Raw genomic sequence first — 15,201 nt, 5'->3', positions numbered from 1 at the left:
CCGGCCGTCTCGGCAAGACCTTCAAGAGGACTGAATCATGACGTGCAAACTATCGCTGGCAACGCTTTCCGACGCGGCGCGCACTGCCGCCATCCCCGGATATGACAGGGCGTCGCTGAAAGCCGGCATCGTGCACTTCGGCGTCGGCAACTTCCACCGCGCCCACCAGGCGATCTACCTCGATGATCTCTTCAATCAGGGCACCGACCACGACTGGGCGATTGTCGGCGCCGGCGTGCTGCCGTCGGATGCAGCCATGCGCGAAAAGCTCGCGGCCCAGGATTTTCTGACGACGGTGGTCGAACAGGACAACAACAGAACCGCGGCGCGCGTCACCGCGCCGATGATCGACATCCTTCCGGTCGGCGATTCCGCCGCGATCATCGCCAGGCTTGCCGATCCCGAGATCCGCATCGTTTCGATGACCATCACCGAGGGCGGTTATTTCATCGATGCATCAGGCACATTCAATCCGGCTCATCCGGCAATTGCTGCCGATGGACAAAACCCCTCCGCGCCGAAGACAGTCTTCGGCCTTGTTGTCGCCGGGCTGAAGGCGCGCAAGGACAAGGGGATAGTACCCTTCACAGTGATGTCCTGCGACAACATTCCCCACAACGGCGTCGTCACCGCCAATGCGGTGGTCGGCACGGCGGCTCTTTCCGATCCTGCCCTTGCCGAATGGATCCGGGCGAATGTCGCCTTCCCGAATGCGATGGTCGACCGCATCACGCCGGCGACCGGCCAGCGGGAGATCGATTTTCTCAACGAGCATTTCCAGATCGAGGACAACTGGCCGGTCTATTGCGAAGAATTCAAGCAGTGGGTGCTTGAAGACAAGTTCACGGCGGGCCGCCCAGCGCTGGAAAAGGTCGGCGTGACCTTTGTTCCCGATGTCACGCCCTACGAGCATATGAAGATCCGCATCCTGAACGGCGGGCATGCCGCAATCGCCTATCCGGCGGCGCTGATGGACATTCACTTCGTTCATGACTCCATGGAAGATCCGCTGATCCGCGCCTTCCTTGCCAAGCTCGAGAAAGACGAGATCATTCCGATCGTGCCGCCGGTGCCGAACACGTCGCTGACCGATTATTTCGGCCTGATCGAACATCGCCTGCTCAATCCGAAGATCGCCGACACCATTCCGCGGCTTGCGCAGGACGGCTCGAACCGCCAGCCGAAATTCATCCTGCCCTCGACGCTCGACAATCTCCGCCAGGGCAGGGACGTCGTCGGCCTGGCATTGGTTTCGGCGCTCTGGTGCCGTTATTTCGCCGGCAAAACCGACAGCGGTAAGGATATCGTCTTCAATGATGCGAGCGCCGACCGCCTGCATGCGGCGGCCCTGAAGGCAAAGGACGATCCGTTGGCCTTTCTCGCCTTCGACGATATTTTCGGCGACGTGGCGAAATCCGAACTTTTCCGCAAGCGTTTCGCGCATGCTCTCAAAAGCCTGTGGGAAAAAGGCACGCGGGAGACCCTGCAGCTCTATCTCGACGGTAAGCTGGCAGTATAGGAAATCCGGATGGCGGCGCGCGCTGCCGCCATCCATCCGGCCTTGCGGACGAAGCGGGGCGTTGCACGTCCGAATTGAACTCAGGTTGGGTCTTTCATGGCTGATACTGAACCAGGGCTGGTCATCTTCGATTGCGACGGCGTGCTCGTCGACAGCGAACCGATCTCGATCAGTGTGCTCGTCGGCGCGATGAATGATTTCGGCGTCTCGATCACTGAGGATCAGGCTTATGAGCGCTTTCTCGGCCGCAGTCTTTCGACCGTCATCGATACGCTCGAAGTCGAATTCAACGTCCATGCCGGCGAGGAATTCCTCGAGCGCATCCGTACTGATCTCTATGCCCGCTTCCGCACCGAATTGAAGCCGATCGAGGGGATTGCTGCGACCATCGATGGGCTCGGCATTCCCTGCTGCGTCGCCTCATCAAGCCAGATGGAGCGGATCCGGCTGTCGCTTTCCGTTACCGGACTTCTCGACAGGTTGCCCGACATCTTCAGCGCGACGATGGTCAAGCGCGGCAAACCGGCGCCCGATCTCTTTCTGCATGCGGCGCGTGAGATGCATGTGGAGCCCGCATCCTGCGTCGTCGTCGAGGACAGTCCGGCCGGTGTCGCGGCGGCCAAGGCGGCAGGCATGACGGTCTTTGCCTTCACCGGCGGATCGCACGCCAACTTCGCCGGATACCGAGCCGAACTCGACCGGCTTTCGCCGGAAGTGGTGTTTGACGCCATGCCGGATTTGATACACCTTGTCCGCAAACACAAGCTGGACGGGACCAAGTCTTGATGGGTGATCATGTGGTTGCGGTGGATATCGGCACGGGCAGCGCGCGCGCCGGCGTCTTTAATGCACGCGGCCGGCTGCTCGCCAAGGCCGAGCAGCCGATCGTCATGAACCGGCCGCGCGAGAACCATGCCGAACATGATTCCGAAGATATTTGGTCGGCCGTCTGCATAACGGTGCGCAGGGCGATGGAGCAGTCGGGCATCGCCGCCGCCTCTGTCGGCGCGATCGGTTTCGACGCCACCTGTTCGCTCGTCGTACGTGATATCGAAGGCCGGCAGATCAGCGTTTCCACGGGCGGCGAGAGGCGTTTCGACACGATCGTCTGGCTCGATCACCGGGCGCTGAAGGAAGCCGATTTCTGCACGGCGACGGAGCACAGGGTGCTCGAACATTCCGGCCACGTGATGTCGCCTGAGATGGAGATGCCGAAGCTGATGTGGCTGAAGAAGAAGCTGCCCGCCACATGGGAAAAGGCCGGCTATTTCTTTGACCTCGCCGATTTCATGACGTGGAAATCGACCGGCTCGCTTGCCCGTTCGCGCTGCACGCTGACGGCAAAGTGGAACTATCTCGCTCATCTCGAAAAGGGCTGGCAGCAGGATTTCCTGGAGCGGATCGGCCTCGAGGACCTTCAGGCGCGCGGGAACCTGCCGGAAGAGACCGCGCCTGTCGGGGAGAGCGTCGGCCGGCTGACGCTGGAAGCGGCCGAGGCGCTTGGGCTGACCATGGACTGCCATGTTTCGGCCGGGATGATCGATGCCTATGCCGGCGCACTCGGCTCGCTTGGCGGCTATGCCGCCGATCCCGTGAAACGCGAGCACCAGCTGGCGCTGATCGCCGGCACGTCGAGCTGCATCGTCGCTTTTTCACAAGAGCGTAAGCCGAGCCATGGCATGTGGGGTCCCTATTACGAGGCGGTCTTCCCGCAATGCTGGCTGGTGGAGGCCGGGCAATCGGCGACTGGCGCGCTGCTCGACCATATCGTGCGCATGCATGCGGCCGGCGGCGAGCCGACGGCGGCGCTGCACCAGAAGATCGTCGCGCGGATCGCCGAATTGCGGGCAGAGGAAGGCGACGACTTCGGCGCGCGTATCTTCGTGCTGCCGGATTTTCACGGCAATCGGTCGCCGCTTGCAGATCCGCATGCTGTCGGCGTCGTCAGCGGGCTGACGCTCGATGCTTCCTTCGACGGCCTCTGCGCACTTTACTGGCGCACGGCAGTGGCGATCGCGCTCGGCATCCGCCACATCCTGGAGACGATGAAGGAATACGGTTACGTGCCCGATACGCTGCATATCGCCGGCGGGCATGTGAAGAACCCGGTGCTGATGGAGCTTTATTGCGATGCTACCGGCTGCAAGGTGGTGGTGCCGAAGATGAACGAAGCGGTGCTGCTCGGCACGGCGATCGCAGCATCCGTCGCCTGCGGCCTGCACAAGGATCTCGCAGCGGCCGGCGAGGCGATGTATCCGGGGGGCGATGAGCGGCTTCCCGACAAGGCGAAACAGGCGCTCTACGACCGTGACTATCGCCGTCTGCTTGCCATGTACCGGCATCGGGCCGAACTGGAAGCGATGCAATGAGGATCAGAGCATTCCGTTTTTCCTGGAGCCACGGAAATGCTCTATCCCTTCGTTTTAGGCATTCCCCGGGAAGATCCGCCGCGCACTTTGCTGGATTTGCTCAGTGGTTCGCCGCCTCTCCGAGGACGGTCGCAAATTCCATCATGCGGCGACGGCGGAGCGCGGCTTCCTCTCCGACTTCGAGAATGACGGATTCCGACAGGCAGTCGAGCAGTGCGATCAGCGGCGGAAGATTGTCGAGATCGGGAGCGCGGGCGGCCGGCAGGGGCAGCATCACATTCGACTGGTCGGCCATCCAGTCCGCTTGCTGCGGCGAAATGAGAACGACCTTATAGCCGTAGCGCCGCGCTGTCCGGGCAAGCAGACGTGCCTTGGCGAAGCGGCGACAGTCGATGATGACGAGCAGCGCATCGTCGACCGCCAGCCTGGCGAAGAGTTCGGCGAAACGATTGTCGGCGCTGTCGAGCGTACGCACGCCGTCGCGGGCCTGCGTCAACCGCTGACAGAAATGATTGGCCAGGCTTGAAAGCCGGGCATGGGTAGCGATCGATACTTCCCGGGCCGTGCTGATCAGGCCGACGGCTTCGGCCCAGTTCGGCTGCGCCGTCAGATGATAGATGTGATGGAGCGCCTGGATCTGTTCGGCGACCAGCACGGCGAGCGGTTTGCCCTCGGCGGCGTCCTCATGCAGCTCGGTCATGGCACTCTGCAATTGCGCCGGCGACGTCGTCACCGTCTCGCGGATCTCCACCTTGACGCTGTCCAACCCCTGATAACCGAGCGCGCGCAGGAAGCGTCCGACGGTCATCGGCGAAAGATCCAGCCTGTCGGCGACGGACGCGGCTGTCTCAAACGGCAGGTCGTTCAGGTGCTCGGTGAAATATTTCGCGATACGACGCTCAGCCGGCGTACCGGTTTTTGCGTATTGCCTGAGTTTGTGTACAAAATCTTCCACATCAGCCTCCCCCGTCTTCCCTCAGAGGCGCTCCGCGGACGCGCTGTTGCGACCCGTTGTCTTTGCAACTATTACGGAAGCTGCTTCTCAGGCCCATGCATATTCTGATATTTCACAATATTATATTAGCATTTATTTTTCGACAAGTTTTCTAGTACAGCATGCAATTTTATTCTCTCTTGCCGGTGGCGTCCGCCTTTCCTACATCTTTGCGCGCAAACGGAGACGCCGAAGACATGATCCTTGACGCCGCTCGACTTTCCCTCGCCAATTTGTTCGCGCCGGAGACACGGTCCGTCTTCTGGAAGGTGCTCGGCCTGACGATTCTCGTGCTGGTCGGCCTCTGGTTCGCGCTGCGCGGGGCCTTCATGGCCTTCCTTTTCCCTTGGCTCACGAGTTTCTTTCCCGACATGCCGGATTGGGCGGGATGGTTCGCCCTGGTCTTCGCGATCCTCGCCGGCGTCGGTCTTGCGCTCATGCTGGCGCTCCTGCTTTCGCCGGTGACGGCGCTGATCGCCGGCCTGTTCCTCGACGATGTCGCCGATGTCATCGAAAAGCGCGACTATCCCAAGGACGCGCCGGGCACCGCCATGCCGCTTGGTCCGGCGATGGCAAGCTCGATCAAGTTCCTCGGCGTGGTGATCCTCGGCAATATCGTGGCGCTGCTGCTGCTGTTCATTCCCGGCATCAACCTAGTCGCATTCTTTCTGGTGAACGGCTATCTGCTCGGGCGTGAATTCTTCGAATTCGCCGCCATGCGCTTCCGCCCGCCGCAGGAGGCGCGGCTCTTCCGGGCCAAGAATGCGCCCACCGTCTTTCTCGGCGGACTGGTGATCGCCCTGTTCCTGGCAATCCCCATCGTCAATCTTCTGACGCCGCTCTTTGCCGCCGGCATGATGGTGCATCTGCACAAGCTGATAGCGGCACGCGACGCCGGTTTGCAGGCCTGAGGTTCACCCGGGCAGGGCGGAAGCGTCGTACATTGCGGCGAATTCGGCGGTCGGCGGGATCGGCGTAATGATATCGATCAGCACGCCGTTCGGGTCGGCAGTGATGAAATGCCGCTGGCCGAAATCCTCATCGCGGATCTCCCTCAAAATCGGCAGGCCGGCGTTCCTGCAGGCCGCATAGATCGCATCGACATCGGCGACCTCGAAATTGAGGAGCAGGCCAGAGACCTTGCCGCGGGCTATGGCCGGGATGGTCTCATGGCTGCCGTCGAGGATGGCAAGCGCGATATGCTCCTCCTCGGCCGATTGCAGGTGCACATACCAATTGCTCTCGAACAGCGCCTTGAAGCCGAAATGCGCGCAATAGAAGCCGGCGGTACCGGCAACGTCGCCGGTCATGATGACGGGATAGTAGCTCGTCGATTTCATCTGTTTCCCTCCTCTTCCAATTTACATGCAATCTGTATGTTTTTTCTATTAACATACATTCGGTTTGTATGTAAAGGGATGTGCATGAGCCGCAGCAATCGTGAGAGAACGGAACAGACGAGACAGGCGTTGATCGATGCCGGACGGCGTCTTTTCGTCGAGAAGGGTTATGCCGAAACGTCGACGCCGGAGATCGTGGCGGCGGCGGGCGTGACGCGGGGCGCGCTCTATCATCATTTTGAAGATAAGAGGGCGCTCTTTCGCGTGGTTATTGAATGCGAGGCGCAAGAGGTGGCCGAGGCGATCGAGGAGCGCTCGGCGTCGCACGACGCGCCGCGTGCCGCGCTGATCGCCGGTACCTCGGCCTATTTCGATGCGATGAGGGTGCAAGGGCGCACACGGCTGCTGCTGATCGAGGCGCCTGCCGTTCTCGGCACGTCAGCGGCCGCGGCGATCGATGCAGAGAATGCGGAAGCGACGCTGCGGACGGGACTTGCAGCCATGCTTCCGGACGCCGGCGCCGTGCTCTGCCCGCTGACCTCGCTGCTGTCGGCAGCCTTCGACCGCGCGGCGATCGCGATCGAAGCGGGTGGGGAGCGGCGGGATTACGAGCAGGCGATTGCGGCCCTACTCGACGGCCTCGCCGATCACCTGCGGCGGTAGCTCGACCAGCAGCGCCGGGATGTCGCAGCTCTTTTCCGGAGACTTGCAGATATCGGCAATGACGCAACGCTCGCATTCCGGACGCCGCGCCTTGCAGGTATAGCGGCCATGCAGGATCAGCCAGTGATGGGCGTGATAGAGGTAATGTTTCGGCACGACCTTCATCAGCCGCTCTTCCACTTCGTCCGGCGTCTTGCCAGGCGCGAGCTTGATGCGATTGGCGATGCGGAAGATGTGGGTGTCGACGGCCATGGTCGCCTGTCCGAAGGCCATGGACAGCACGACGTTGGCGGTCTTGCGGCCGACGCCCGGCAGGCGAACCAGCTCCTCGCGCGTTTCCGGCACTTTGCCTGCGAATTCGTCGACCAGCATCTGCGACAGCGCAATGACGTTCTTTGCCTTGTTGCGATAAAGACCGATCGTCTTGATGTAATCGCGGACCTTCTCTTCGCCGAGATCAAGCATTTTCTGCGGCGTATCGGCAACCTTGAACAGCGCCCGCGTCGCCTTGTTGACGCCGGCATCGGTCGCCTGGGCGGAGAGCGCCACCGCCACGACAAGGGTGAAGGGGTTGGTGTGCTCGAGTTCGCCCCGCGGTTCCGGCCGCTGCACCGAAAAGCGGCGGAAAATCTCCTCGCGCTCGGCCAGCGAATAGGCGGTCTTCACCGCGGCCGCCGGCTTGCGGCGGGCGATCACATTCGAGTTTTGCGACGGTTCGCTGATTGATTTGAGTTTCGGATTCGCCATGGAGAATCTATACTCAACGGCCATGAAGGAAAGCAACGTCGAGAACTTCAACGAGCAGCCTGTTTTTGCAGCCGAGCTTTTCCCCCACCGCTCGCTCGGACGCAGGGGATTCAAGATATTGCTCGCCCTCTCCGGCGCCATCTGTTTTCTCTACGGCATGTTCTTCGTCGCCACCGGCGCCTGGCCGATCGGCTTCTTCTTCGGGCTGGATTTCGTGCTGCTCTACGGCGCCTTCTGGCTGAGCTATCGCTCCGGAAGGGCGCGCGAAGAGGTGACGGTGTCGCGCACGGATGTTTCGGTGCGCAAGTTCACGCCATCGGGACGGATGGTGGAGCATCATTTCAATCCGTTCTGGGCCCGCTTCCTCGTGCGCCGGCATCAGGAGATCGGCATTCTCTCCATGCATATTTTCGGCGAGGGGCGGCGCACCGATATCGGCTCCTTTCTCAATCCCGATGATCGCGAAAGTTTCGCCAAGGCCTTCAAGGGGGCGCTCGCCACGGTCAAGCAGCGGATTTGAGGCATTGCATTTCGATCGGGGGCGCAAGAATCGGGTGGTTTGGCGGACTACCCTTGATTATCTCCTGTCTAAAGGAGAAAAACGATGAATATGATCGCCAAGCTCGACACAGATATCACCCCGGATGGGCCGGACTACGATACGGTCCGCCAGGTCATCGAACTCATCAGCGAAGAATATCGTGACCAGCCTTCGCTGGAAGCGATCGCGGCGCGGCTGAACCAGTCGCCGACGCAGCTTCAAAAGACCTTTACCCGTTGGGCCGGCCTTTCGCCCAAGGCGTTCCTGCAGGCCGTCACGCTCGACCATGCGAAGCGGCTGCTGCGCAGGGAAGAGATGCCGCTGCTCGAAACCTCCATCGAGGTCGGTCTTTCCGGCCCCAGCCGCTTGCACGACCTATTCGTGACTCATGAGGCGATGTCTCCAGGGGAATGGAAGGCCAAGGGCGGTGGACTGACGATCCGCTACGGGTTTCACAACTGCCCCTTCGGAGCGGCACTCGTCATGGTCACCGATCGCGGCCTTGCAGGCCTTGCCTTCAGTGATGCGGGTGACGAGAAGGCCTGCCTTGAGGACATGAGCTGCCGCTGGCCGAATGCGGAATATATCGAAGACCGGCAGGCGACGGCGCCCTATGCGGAACGCATCTTCCAGCCGGGTCGCTGGACGTCGGACCAGCCGTTGCGGGTCGTGCTGATCGGCACGGATTTCCAGGTCAGCGTCTGGCAGAGCCTGCTGAAGATCCCGTTCGGCAAGGCCGTGACGTATAGCGATATCGCCAAGGATATCGGCCGGCCGACCGCGATGCGCGCCGTGGGTGCTGCCGTCGGCGCCAACCCGATTTCCTTCGTCGTGCCCTGCCATCGCGCGCTCGGCAAGAACGGAGCGTTGACCGGATACCATTGGGGCCTGACCCGCAAGCGGGCCATGCTCGGCTGGGAGTCGGGGCACGCCTGATAGGGTTCCATTCTCTCCGTCGAAGATAGGGCGGCAAGTCACTCATCGCTTGCCGCTCTGACCGCTCACTCTCTCGTCGCTGCTATCGTTCCTGCACTTCTTCCCGCTGGGGAGAAGAAGCAAGCGGAGATGTCTCCGCCAGTTCCAGCAACGCTCGCGCCGCACTTTCGTCCGTGATCAGCGTGTTGCAGCCGATGCGTTTGATCGTGGCGCGGATGGCGACGGCGCGGTGGGCGCCCCCGGAGGAAAGCACGATGTGCCTCGCCTCCTTCAGCGTGTCGAGATCGACGGACATAACGCGCCGATTGATCGAGTGATCGACCGAATTGCCGTCCTTGTCGAGGAAGTTGAACATGGTGTCGCAGACGCAGCCGGCATCGATCAGCTCCTGCAGCTCGGCTTTCGATATCCAGCCTTCAGATAGCGAAGTCGAATGCGGTCCGATATCGCCGCAACTGACGATCGCGAGATCGAGGTTTTCCGCCAGCCGGTAGATCGTGTCCAGCCCGCATTTCTCGATCAGATTGCGCTTGGTCTCGATGGAATCGACGAGAAGCGGCGCCAGGAACATGTAACATTCGGCGCCGAGTTGGTTTGCCAGCCGCCAAGTGTAGTCGATCGGATTCGTCTGGTGGACGGCGACGATGCCGCCAAGCAGCGAGACGATCTTGCAATTGTCGCGGCGCGGCGGGCGGAAGCTTGCAAGCGAGGCCGTCATGGTGCGGCCCCAGCCGACGCCGATGGTGTAATCGTCGGGTATGGCCTCGGAGAGGAACTGGCCAAGCGCCAGGCCGACATTTTTCGCCAGCGAATTGACGTCACAGCTGACTGGCGCCGGCACGACGATCGCCTCGTCGAGGCCGTAGGCGCGCTCAAGCTTCACCGAAAGCTCGACGCAGTCGCCGATCGAATCGTTGATCCAGATCTGGACTTCACTGCGTTTCATCGCCTCGTCGAGCAGGCGGATTACGGTGGTGCGGCTGATGCCGAGCTGTTCGGCAACGTCCTTCTGGGTCAGGCCCCCGTTATAATAGAGCCATGCTGCCCTTAGCCGCAGCGAGGACGCCTCGGAATAGGCCGTATGCGTGCCGCGTTTGAGCTTGACCACATCTCCTCCCGCACGATTCCCGCCCTAGATCCCTCACAGGGTGAAGGTGCGCAACGATGCGCTTGTTGCCGGGATAATGACGGGTGTGACACTTATGTCAATTGAAATGCACAAATGTCCTTGACTTTTCCTTGGCCGAACGGCGATAGTCCTCACGATACAAGTCGTTCTTGTCCGTCCGAGGAGGACACAGTGCGGGCATGCCGAAAGTCACGACCGGCCTTTGAGCCGCAGGCGGCGCCGCTTGCGTTCGGGCAGCCGCTTGTTCGCCGGAACATGGCCACTGTCCTCCACGTTTATGAATCATCCGTGACGGATGCGCGTATCTTTACCTGCAGCATGCAAGGCATCGGTCCCTAGATCACCTCTTCGCCGGGCGGAACGCGCGCCGGTCCGCATCCCAAATTCAACAAGGATTATTGACCATGACATCCAAGCTTGACCAACTCCGCGAGATTACCACCGTCGTCGCCGATACCGGCGACATCGAAGCCGTCGCCCGCCTGAAGCCTGTGGATTGCACGACGAACCCGAGCATCGTGCTCAAGGCGCTCGGCACGCCGATGTTCGCCGACGCCATCAAGGAAGCCGTGGCCTGGGGCAAGAAGCAGGGCGGCAATCCCGAAGCCGTTTCGTCGGCGGTTGCCGATCGCCTCGCCATCTCCGTCGGCGCAGCACTTGTGAAGCTCGTCCCGGGCCGCGTCTCGACCGAGGTCGACGCCGATCTTTCCTTCGATACCGAGGCTTCGCTTGCCAAGGCGCGCGCGATCATCGCCGCCTACAAGGATCGGGGCATCGGCCAGGACCGCATCCTGATCAAGCTCGCTTCCACCTGGGAAGGCATCCGCGCCGCGGAAGTGCTGCAGAAGGAAGGCATCGACTGCAACCTGACACTTCTCTTCAGCAAGGCCCAGGCGATCGCCTGCGCAGACGCCAAGGTGTTCCTGATCTCGCCCTTCGTCGGCCGCATCCTCGACTGGTACAAGAAATCGACCGGCAAGGAATTCGGCCCCGAGGAAGATCCGGGCGTCATCTCCGTCCGTGAAATCTACAACTACTACAAGGCGAACGACATCAAGACGATCGTCATGGGCGCCTCCTTCCGCAGCGCCGGCGAAATCGAAGCTCTTGCCGGCTGCGACCGTCTGACGATCAGCCCGAACCTGCTCGACGAACTCGCCAAGGACGAAGGCAAGCTGGAGCGCAAGCTCTCGCCGGATAGCCGCAAGCCGGATCCGAAGGTTTCGGTCGACGAGAAGACCTTCCGCTGGATGATGAACGAAGACGCAATGGCGACGGAAAAACTCGCCGAAGGCATCCGCGCCTTCGCCAAGGATCTGGGAACGTTGCGCACCATGGTGCAGAAAGAACTGCAGCTCGCCGCCGCCTGATAGGCACGGCAATGCAATCGGAGGCGCGGCTGCCGGCTGGCAGGCGCGCCTTTTTCGTGCTGTTATCAAGGGCATATGCTGTCGGGGACCGATATGGCGGATGAAGAACGGGCAAATTCGGTTGCGGCATTTGCCACCAAGCATGCGAGCTTCATCGTCGCCGCTGTTGCCGGACTGGTGGTCTTTCTGCTTCTGACCTCGCGTGAGGTCAGCGCCGGCAACATCCTGTTCGGCTGGAATGTCAGCGCCGGCGTTTTTGTCGCGCTGAGTTGGCGCAAGATGCTGCGGGCGACGGTGGAAAGCATCCGGAAACGCTCCGCGGATCTAGACTTCTCCGACACGGTTCTGCTGGCTCTTTCGATCGGTGCAGCGCTTGCCAGCATCGCCGGCATCGGCCTCGAGCTTCATTCGATCAAGGAAGCGGCGCCTGACGTCGCGCTGGCGCGGGCAGGTGCGGCGATTCTGACGATCCTGATCTCCTGGGTCTTCCTGCACACGCTCTTCACCATCCACTATGCCCATTATTTCTATGGCGGGGCGGACGAGGAGGGCGGGCTCAAATTTCCCGACGGGATCACGGAGCCCGGCTATTGGGATTTCCTCTACTACTCCTTCACGATCGGCGTTGCAGCGCAAACGGCGGATGTCGCGGTCAGCTCGACCAGCATGCGCAAGCTGACACTGCTGCATGCCGTGCTGTCGTTCCTGTTCAACACGACGATCCTGGCACTTGCGATCAATGTCGGGGCGAGCCTGCTTTAGATCATCATGCTCTCGCCGCCGCCCTGAAGAAGGACTCGAACTCGGCGAGGTCGCCCGAGGCGACATCGGAAATCGCCCAGAATACCAGCCCGCCATCCGACCATTGCCTCATGTTGTAGCCGTCATGCACCGTGGTCACCTCTGCGGCTGATGCCGAGGGCCAGATGAACAGGTTGATGACATGTCCGTGGCGCCGGTAGACGAGCGCGGCGACGGCGCGACCGCCGATATAGTCGACACGCCCGCCGACTAGCGGAAAGCCGTCCTTGGCGAGATCGCTCACCGGTGGGGAAAAATCGATCTTGCCGTTGAACCAGGGTTTGACCGTATGCTGATCTGAGGTCAGCACGTCTGTGAGATGATCGGCCATCATCGACCTGACATGGCTTGCCATGATCTGGTCCTGCAAAAACAGGGTCTGTGTCGGCGCGTTGGCGAACAAGATGGCGCCTGTTGCCAGAACCGCGAGCGAAGGCACGAAGCTCCATTGTCTTATGAAATCCAGCGCACGGCGCCAGATCGGCGCCTGGCGCGGCAGGCTGGATGCCGCTGCCATCTGTTCGAAAGACAGCATCGACAGGACTTGCGACCGCAGAGCCTCCGGCGGTCGCCACTTGACGCCATCCTGATCGATGATCTCTTTCACCGCTCGGACCCCTTCCATCTCCGCCCTGCAATTCGCGCAGGTGGCAAGATGATCCTCGAATTGCGCGGCATGGACGGAATCGAGTTCGCCATCGACAAAGCCATGCAACATGACGCGCCATTCGGGGCAGCCTTTCTGTTGAGCTTCACTCATCCCGCCGCCTCGCTTTTGCTGCATGCATCCCAGGCTTCGCCAAATTCTCGCCGCGCCCTGGCAAGCCGCGACATGACGGTGCCGATCGGCGCATCGATGATCTCGGCGATCTGCCGATAGGAAAGATCCTCGAGTTCGCGCAAGACGAGGATTTCCCGCATCGCTTCCGGAAGCCGGCTGATAACAGCGCGCACGCGCTGCTGCTCGCTTCGCCGGATCGTCGCCGTTTCCGGCGAATCCTCCTCCGAGGCGATCTGATATTCTGCGCCTTCGTCGAGATCGTCCTCGCCGTCATTGCCGAAATGTCGCTCGAAGCGCGCTTTGCGGCGATCCTGCTGGCGCCAGGCATGGCAGCAGTTCCTGACGATGGCAAAGAGCCAAGCTCGGGGGTCGCCACCACGATAGGTTTCGAAATTGCGGTAGGCGCGCAGGAACGCTTCCTGGACGATGTCCTGCGCGGCATCGGCGTCGCGGCTGAGGAACCGGGCAAAGTTATAGGCGGCGTCAAGATGCGGAACGATCATGTGCTGAAAGCGCCGCATGAACTCGTCCTGCGCCGTCGCATCGGCTGCAGGAGCGACCCGATCGCTGTTCGTTTTTTCCGAGACCATGAGGTGGAACAGCCGCGCCGCGCCGCCGAGAAGCACGGTCAGAAGCGAGGGTCGAATGCGAATCTGCGACCTCAACCGGGCCGGCAGCAACCAGTCGTTCGATCCGACGGGATAGGCGATCTGAGCGCTTGTCATGATCCTCCCTGCCTCAACAGCAGCCGAATTTAGGCGTGAGACCCGCAGTCTGCAATGCGGTCCCTTGCCTCTAGACCGGTCGGCACGCGGTTTTATTCCATGTCGACGCCAATTTCTTCGCACGCAGCGGGATATTGGTCGCATGCAAAGGAAATAATGAAGCATTTTCAATTGCTTGAAGGAAAAGCGCCAGGGATCGGGAATAAGCGCTCTCTGCCGGCGATCTAGTTCTTCAGCGAGGTCATCCGAGCAATCGCTGTCTTCGCCACCCGGAAATGCCATCAACAAGAGGAGGCATATTCATGTTTACCATGTCACGTCGCGCCGTGCTGGGATCGGCTGCCGCAGCGGCCGCTTTCGGCCTGTCGTCGAAGCTCGAATTCGTCATGCCGGCGTTCGCCGCAACGCCGCTGGAGCCGATGGTCGGCTTCTACAAATACAAGGTCGGGGATGTCGAGGTCACAGCGATCTACGACGGCATCTGGAAAAAGCCGCATGACCCGACCTTCCTCAAGAACGCCTCGATCGAAGACACCAAGGAGGCGCTTTCCAAAGCGGGGCTGACGACCGAATTCATGCCGATCCCGCTGACCGTGGTCGTCCTGAAGCTCGGCGATCGCCTGATCATGATGGACGCCGGCTCGGGCGTCGGTCAGTGGCAGGCGAATGCCACGCACCTGCCGGCGAACATGGCGGCCGCCGGCATCGACTACAAGAAGATCGACACGATCATGCTCTCGCATTTCCACCCGGACCACGTCTGGGGCTTGATGGAAAAGGGAACGAACGATCCCGTCTTTCCGAATGCCGAACTCATCGTCAACGCCGTCGAATATAACTGGTGGACGGAGCCCGGCCGGGTCGAGAAGCTTGCCGAAGGCCGCAAACCGGCAGGCAAGCGTATCGCCGACGTCTTTCCGAAATGGAAGAACTGGAAGCTGGTGGATGACGGGGCCGAGGTTGCTCCGGGAGTTCGGCTTCTCGCGGCGCCCGGCCATACGCCAGGGCATTCCATCTATCTCGTCACCTCGGGCAGCAAGCAACTGCTCGTCTCGGCCGACATCATGTATGTGCCGGCCCTGCTTGCGCCGCATCCCGAGTGGCAAGGCAGCTACGACCAGGATGGGCCGATGGCTATCGACACGCGCCGGCGCCTGATCGACCGCGTCATCGCCGACAATATCGCGATCTGCGGCTCGCACTTCCCCTTCCCCGGCTCGGGCACTTTCGTCAAGGACGGAAGCGCCTATGGGTTCACACCGACAATTCAGGCCTGAAAGGAGATC

The 15,201-nt window shown here is 61.3% G+C and carries 16 protein-coding genes; 10 read left to right on the top strand and 6 right to left on the bottom strand.

The features are described 5' to 3' along the window. Positions 1-37: 37 nt before the first annotated feature. The 3 genes from EFB14_RS17180 to EFB14_RS17170 all read left to right on the top strand — a co-directional run bounded on the left by EFB14_RS17180 (position 38) and on the right by EFB14_RS17170 (position 3,888). Positions 38-1,519, top strand: a complete 1,482-nt coding sequence (locus EFB14_RS17180) for a mannitol dehydrogenase family protein (RefSeq protein WP_126827359.1) — start codon at positions 38-40, stop codon at positions 1,517-1,519. Between the two features lie 96 nt (positions 1,520-1,615). After that, the gene (locus EFB14_RS17175; RefSeq protein ID WP_126827357.1) at positions 1,616-2,305 is read left to right on the top strand and encodes an HAD family hydrolase; all 690 of its coding nucleotides are present in this window, start codon (positions 1,616-1,618) and stop codon (positions 2,303-2,305) included. After that, the gene (locus tag EFB14_RS17170) at positions 2,305-3,888 is read left to right on the top strand and encodes an FGGY-family carbohydrate kinase (protein WP_126827355.1); all 1,584 of its coding nucleotides are present in this window, start codon (positions 2,305-2,307) and stop codon (positions 3,886-3,888) included. The genes EFB14_RS17175 and EFB14_RS17170 overlap by 1 nt, the downstream gene beginning before the upstream one ends. Positions 3,889-3,988: 100 nt before the next feature. On the opposite strand, the gene EFB14_RS17165 is transcribed toward EFB14_RS17170, so the two are convergent. Beyond that, a complete protein-coding gene (locus EFB14_RS17165) occupies positions 3,989-4,843 on the bottom strand; it encodes a MurR/RpiR family transcriptional regulator (RefSeq protein ID WP_126827353.1) in 855 nt (284 codons plus the stop codon). Positions 4,844-5,079: 236 nt separating this feature from the next. Between EFB14_RS17165 and EFB14_RS17160 the strand changes: the two genes are divergently transcribed. Next, positions 5,080-5,793 (top strand): sulfate transporter family protein, encoded by a 714-nt coding sequence (locus tag EFB14_RS17160; protein WP_126827351.1) that lies wholly within the window; start codon positions 5,080-5,082, stop codon positions 5,791-5,793. Between the two features lie 3 nt (positions 5,794-5,796). Here the strand turns inward: EFB14_RS17160 and EFB14_RS17155 are convergent, their stop codons facing one another. Next, positions 5,797-6,222, bottom strand: a complete 426-nt coding sequence (locus EFB14_RS17155) for a VOC family protein (RefSeq protein WP_126827349.1) — start codon at positions 6,220-6,222, stop codon at positions 5,797-5,799. An 84-nt stretch (positions 6,223-6,306) separates the two neighbouring features. On the opposite strand from EFB14_RS17155, the gene EFB14_RS17150 reads away from it, so the two are divergent. Then, positions 6,307-6,885 (top strand): TetR/AcrR family transcriptional regulator, encoded by a 579-nt coding sequence (locus tag EFB14_RS17150; protein WP_126827347.1) that lies wholly within the window; start codon positions 6,307-6,309, stop codon positions 6,883-6,885. Here EFB14_RS17150 and nth read toward each other — a convergent pair. Then, positions 6,850-7,632 carry an endonuclease III gene (nth, locus tag EFB14_RS17145; RefSeq protein ID WP_126827345.1) on the bottom strand — a complete coding sequence of 261 codons (783 nt, stop codon included), beginning with the start codon at positions 7,630-7,632 and terminating at the stop codon, positions 6,850-6,852. The two genes, EFB14_RS17150 and nth, sit on opposite strands and share 36 nt — an antisense overlap. Before the next feature lie 22 nt (positions 7,633-7,654). On the opposite strand from nth, the gene EFB14_RS17140 reads away from it, so the two are divergent. Both EFB14_RS17140 and EFB14_RS17135 read left to right on the top strand, forming a co-directional pair. Further along, positions 7,655-8,152 (top strand): DUF2244 domain-containing protein, encoded by a 498-nt coding sequence (locus EFB14_RS17140; RefSeq protein WP_126827430.1) that lies wholly within the window; start codon positions 7,655-7,657, stop codon positions 8,150-8,152. Positions 8,153-8,236: 84 nt separating this feature from the next. Then, entirely contained in the window at positions 8,237-9,109 is an 873-nt protein-coding gene (locus EFB14_RS17135; RefSeq protein ID WP_125850083.1) for a methylated-DNA--[protein]-cysteine S-methyltransferase, read from the top strand. 82 nt (positions 9,110-9,191) lie between these two features. Here the strand turns inward: EFB14_RS17135 and EFB14_RS17130 are convergent, their stop codons facing one another. Further along, positions 9,192-10,217, bottom strand: a complete 1,026-nt coding sequence (locus EFB14_RS17130) for a sugar-binding transcriptional regulator (protein ID WP_126827343.1) — start codon at positions 10,215-10,217, stop codon at positions 9,192-9,194. A gap of 425 nt (positions 10,218-10,642) precedes the next feature. Here EFB14_RS17130 and tal point away from each other — a divergent pair, with 425 nt between their 5' ends. Continuing rightward, a complete protein-coding gene (gene tal / locus EFB14_RS17125; RefSeq protein ID WP_126827341.1) occupies positions 10,643-11,608 on the top strand; it encodes a transaldolase in 966 nt (321 codons plus the stop codon). A 93-nt stretch (positions 11,609-11,701) separates the two neighbouring features. Further along, positions 11,702-12,370: a DUF1345 domain-containing protein gene (locus tag EFB14_RS17120; protein ID WP_126827339.1), complete on the top strand. Its 669-nt coding sequence runs from the start codon at positions 11,702-11,704 to the stop codon at positions 12,368-12,370. Between the two features lie 4 nt (positions 12,371-12,374). On the opposite strand, the gene EFB14_RS17115 is transcribed toward EFB14_RS17120, so the two are convergent. Both EFB14_RS17115 and EFB14_RS17110 read right to left on the bottom strand, forming a co-directional pair. Then, positions 12,375-13,169: an anti-sigma factor family protein gene (locus EFB14_RS17115; RefSeq protein ID WP_126827337.1), complete on the bottom strand. Its 795-nt coding sequence runs from the start codon at positions 13,167-13,169 to the stop codon at positions 12,375-12,377. Then, positions 13,166-13,918, bottom strand: a complete 753-nt coding sequence (locus EFB14_RS17110) for a sigma-70 family RNA polymerase sigma factor (RefSeq protein ID WP_183604867.1) — start codon at positions 13,916-13,918, stop codon at positions 13,166-13,168. Before EFB14_RS17110 ends, EFB14_RS17115 begins: the two co-directional genes overlap by 4 nt. Positions 13,919-14,217: 299 nt before the next feature. Between EFB14_RS17110 and EFB14_RS17105 the strand changes: the two genes are divergently transcribed. Beyond that, complete coding sequence (locus EFB14_RS17105) at positions 14,218-15,192, top strand: MBL fold metallo-hydrolase (RefSeq protein WP_126827333.1); 975 nt, start codon at positions 14,218-14,220, stop codon at positions 15,190-15,192. Positions 15,193-15,201: the final 9 nt, after the last annotated feature.

The sequence above is a fragment of the Rhizobium fabae genome, from assembly GCF_003985135.1.
GTDB classification, from domain to species: Bacteria; Pseudomonadota; Alphaproteobacteria; order Rhizobiales; family Rhizobiaceae; genus Rhizobium; species Rhizobium pisi.
The sequence above is the reverse complement of the archived record's forward strand: the minus strand, read 5'-3'. Positions and strand labels throughout refer to the sequence as shown.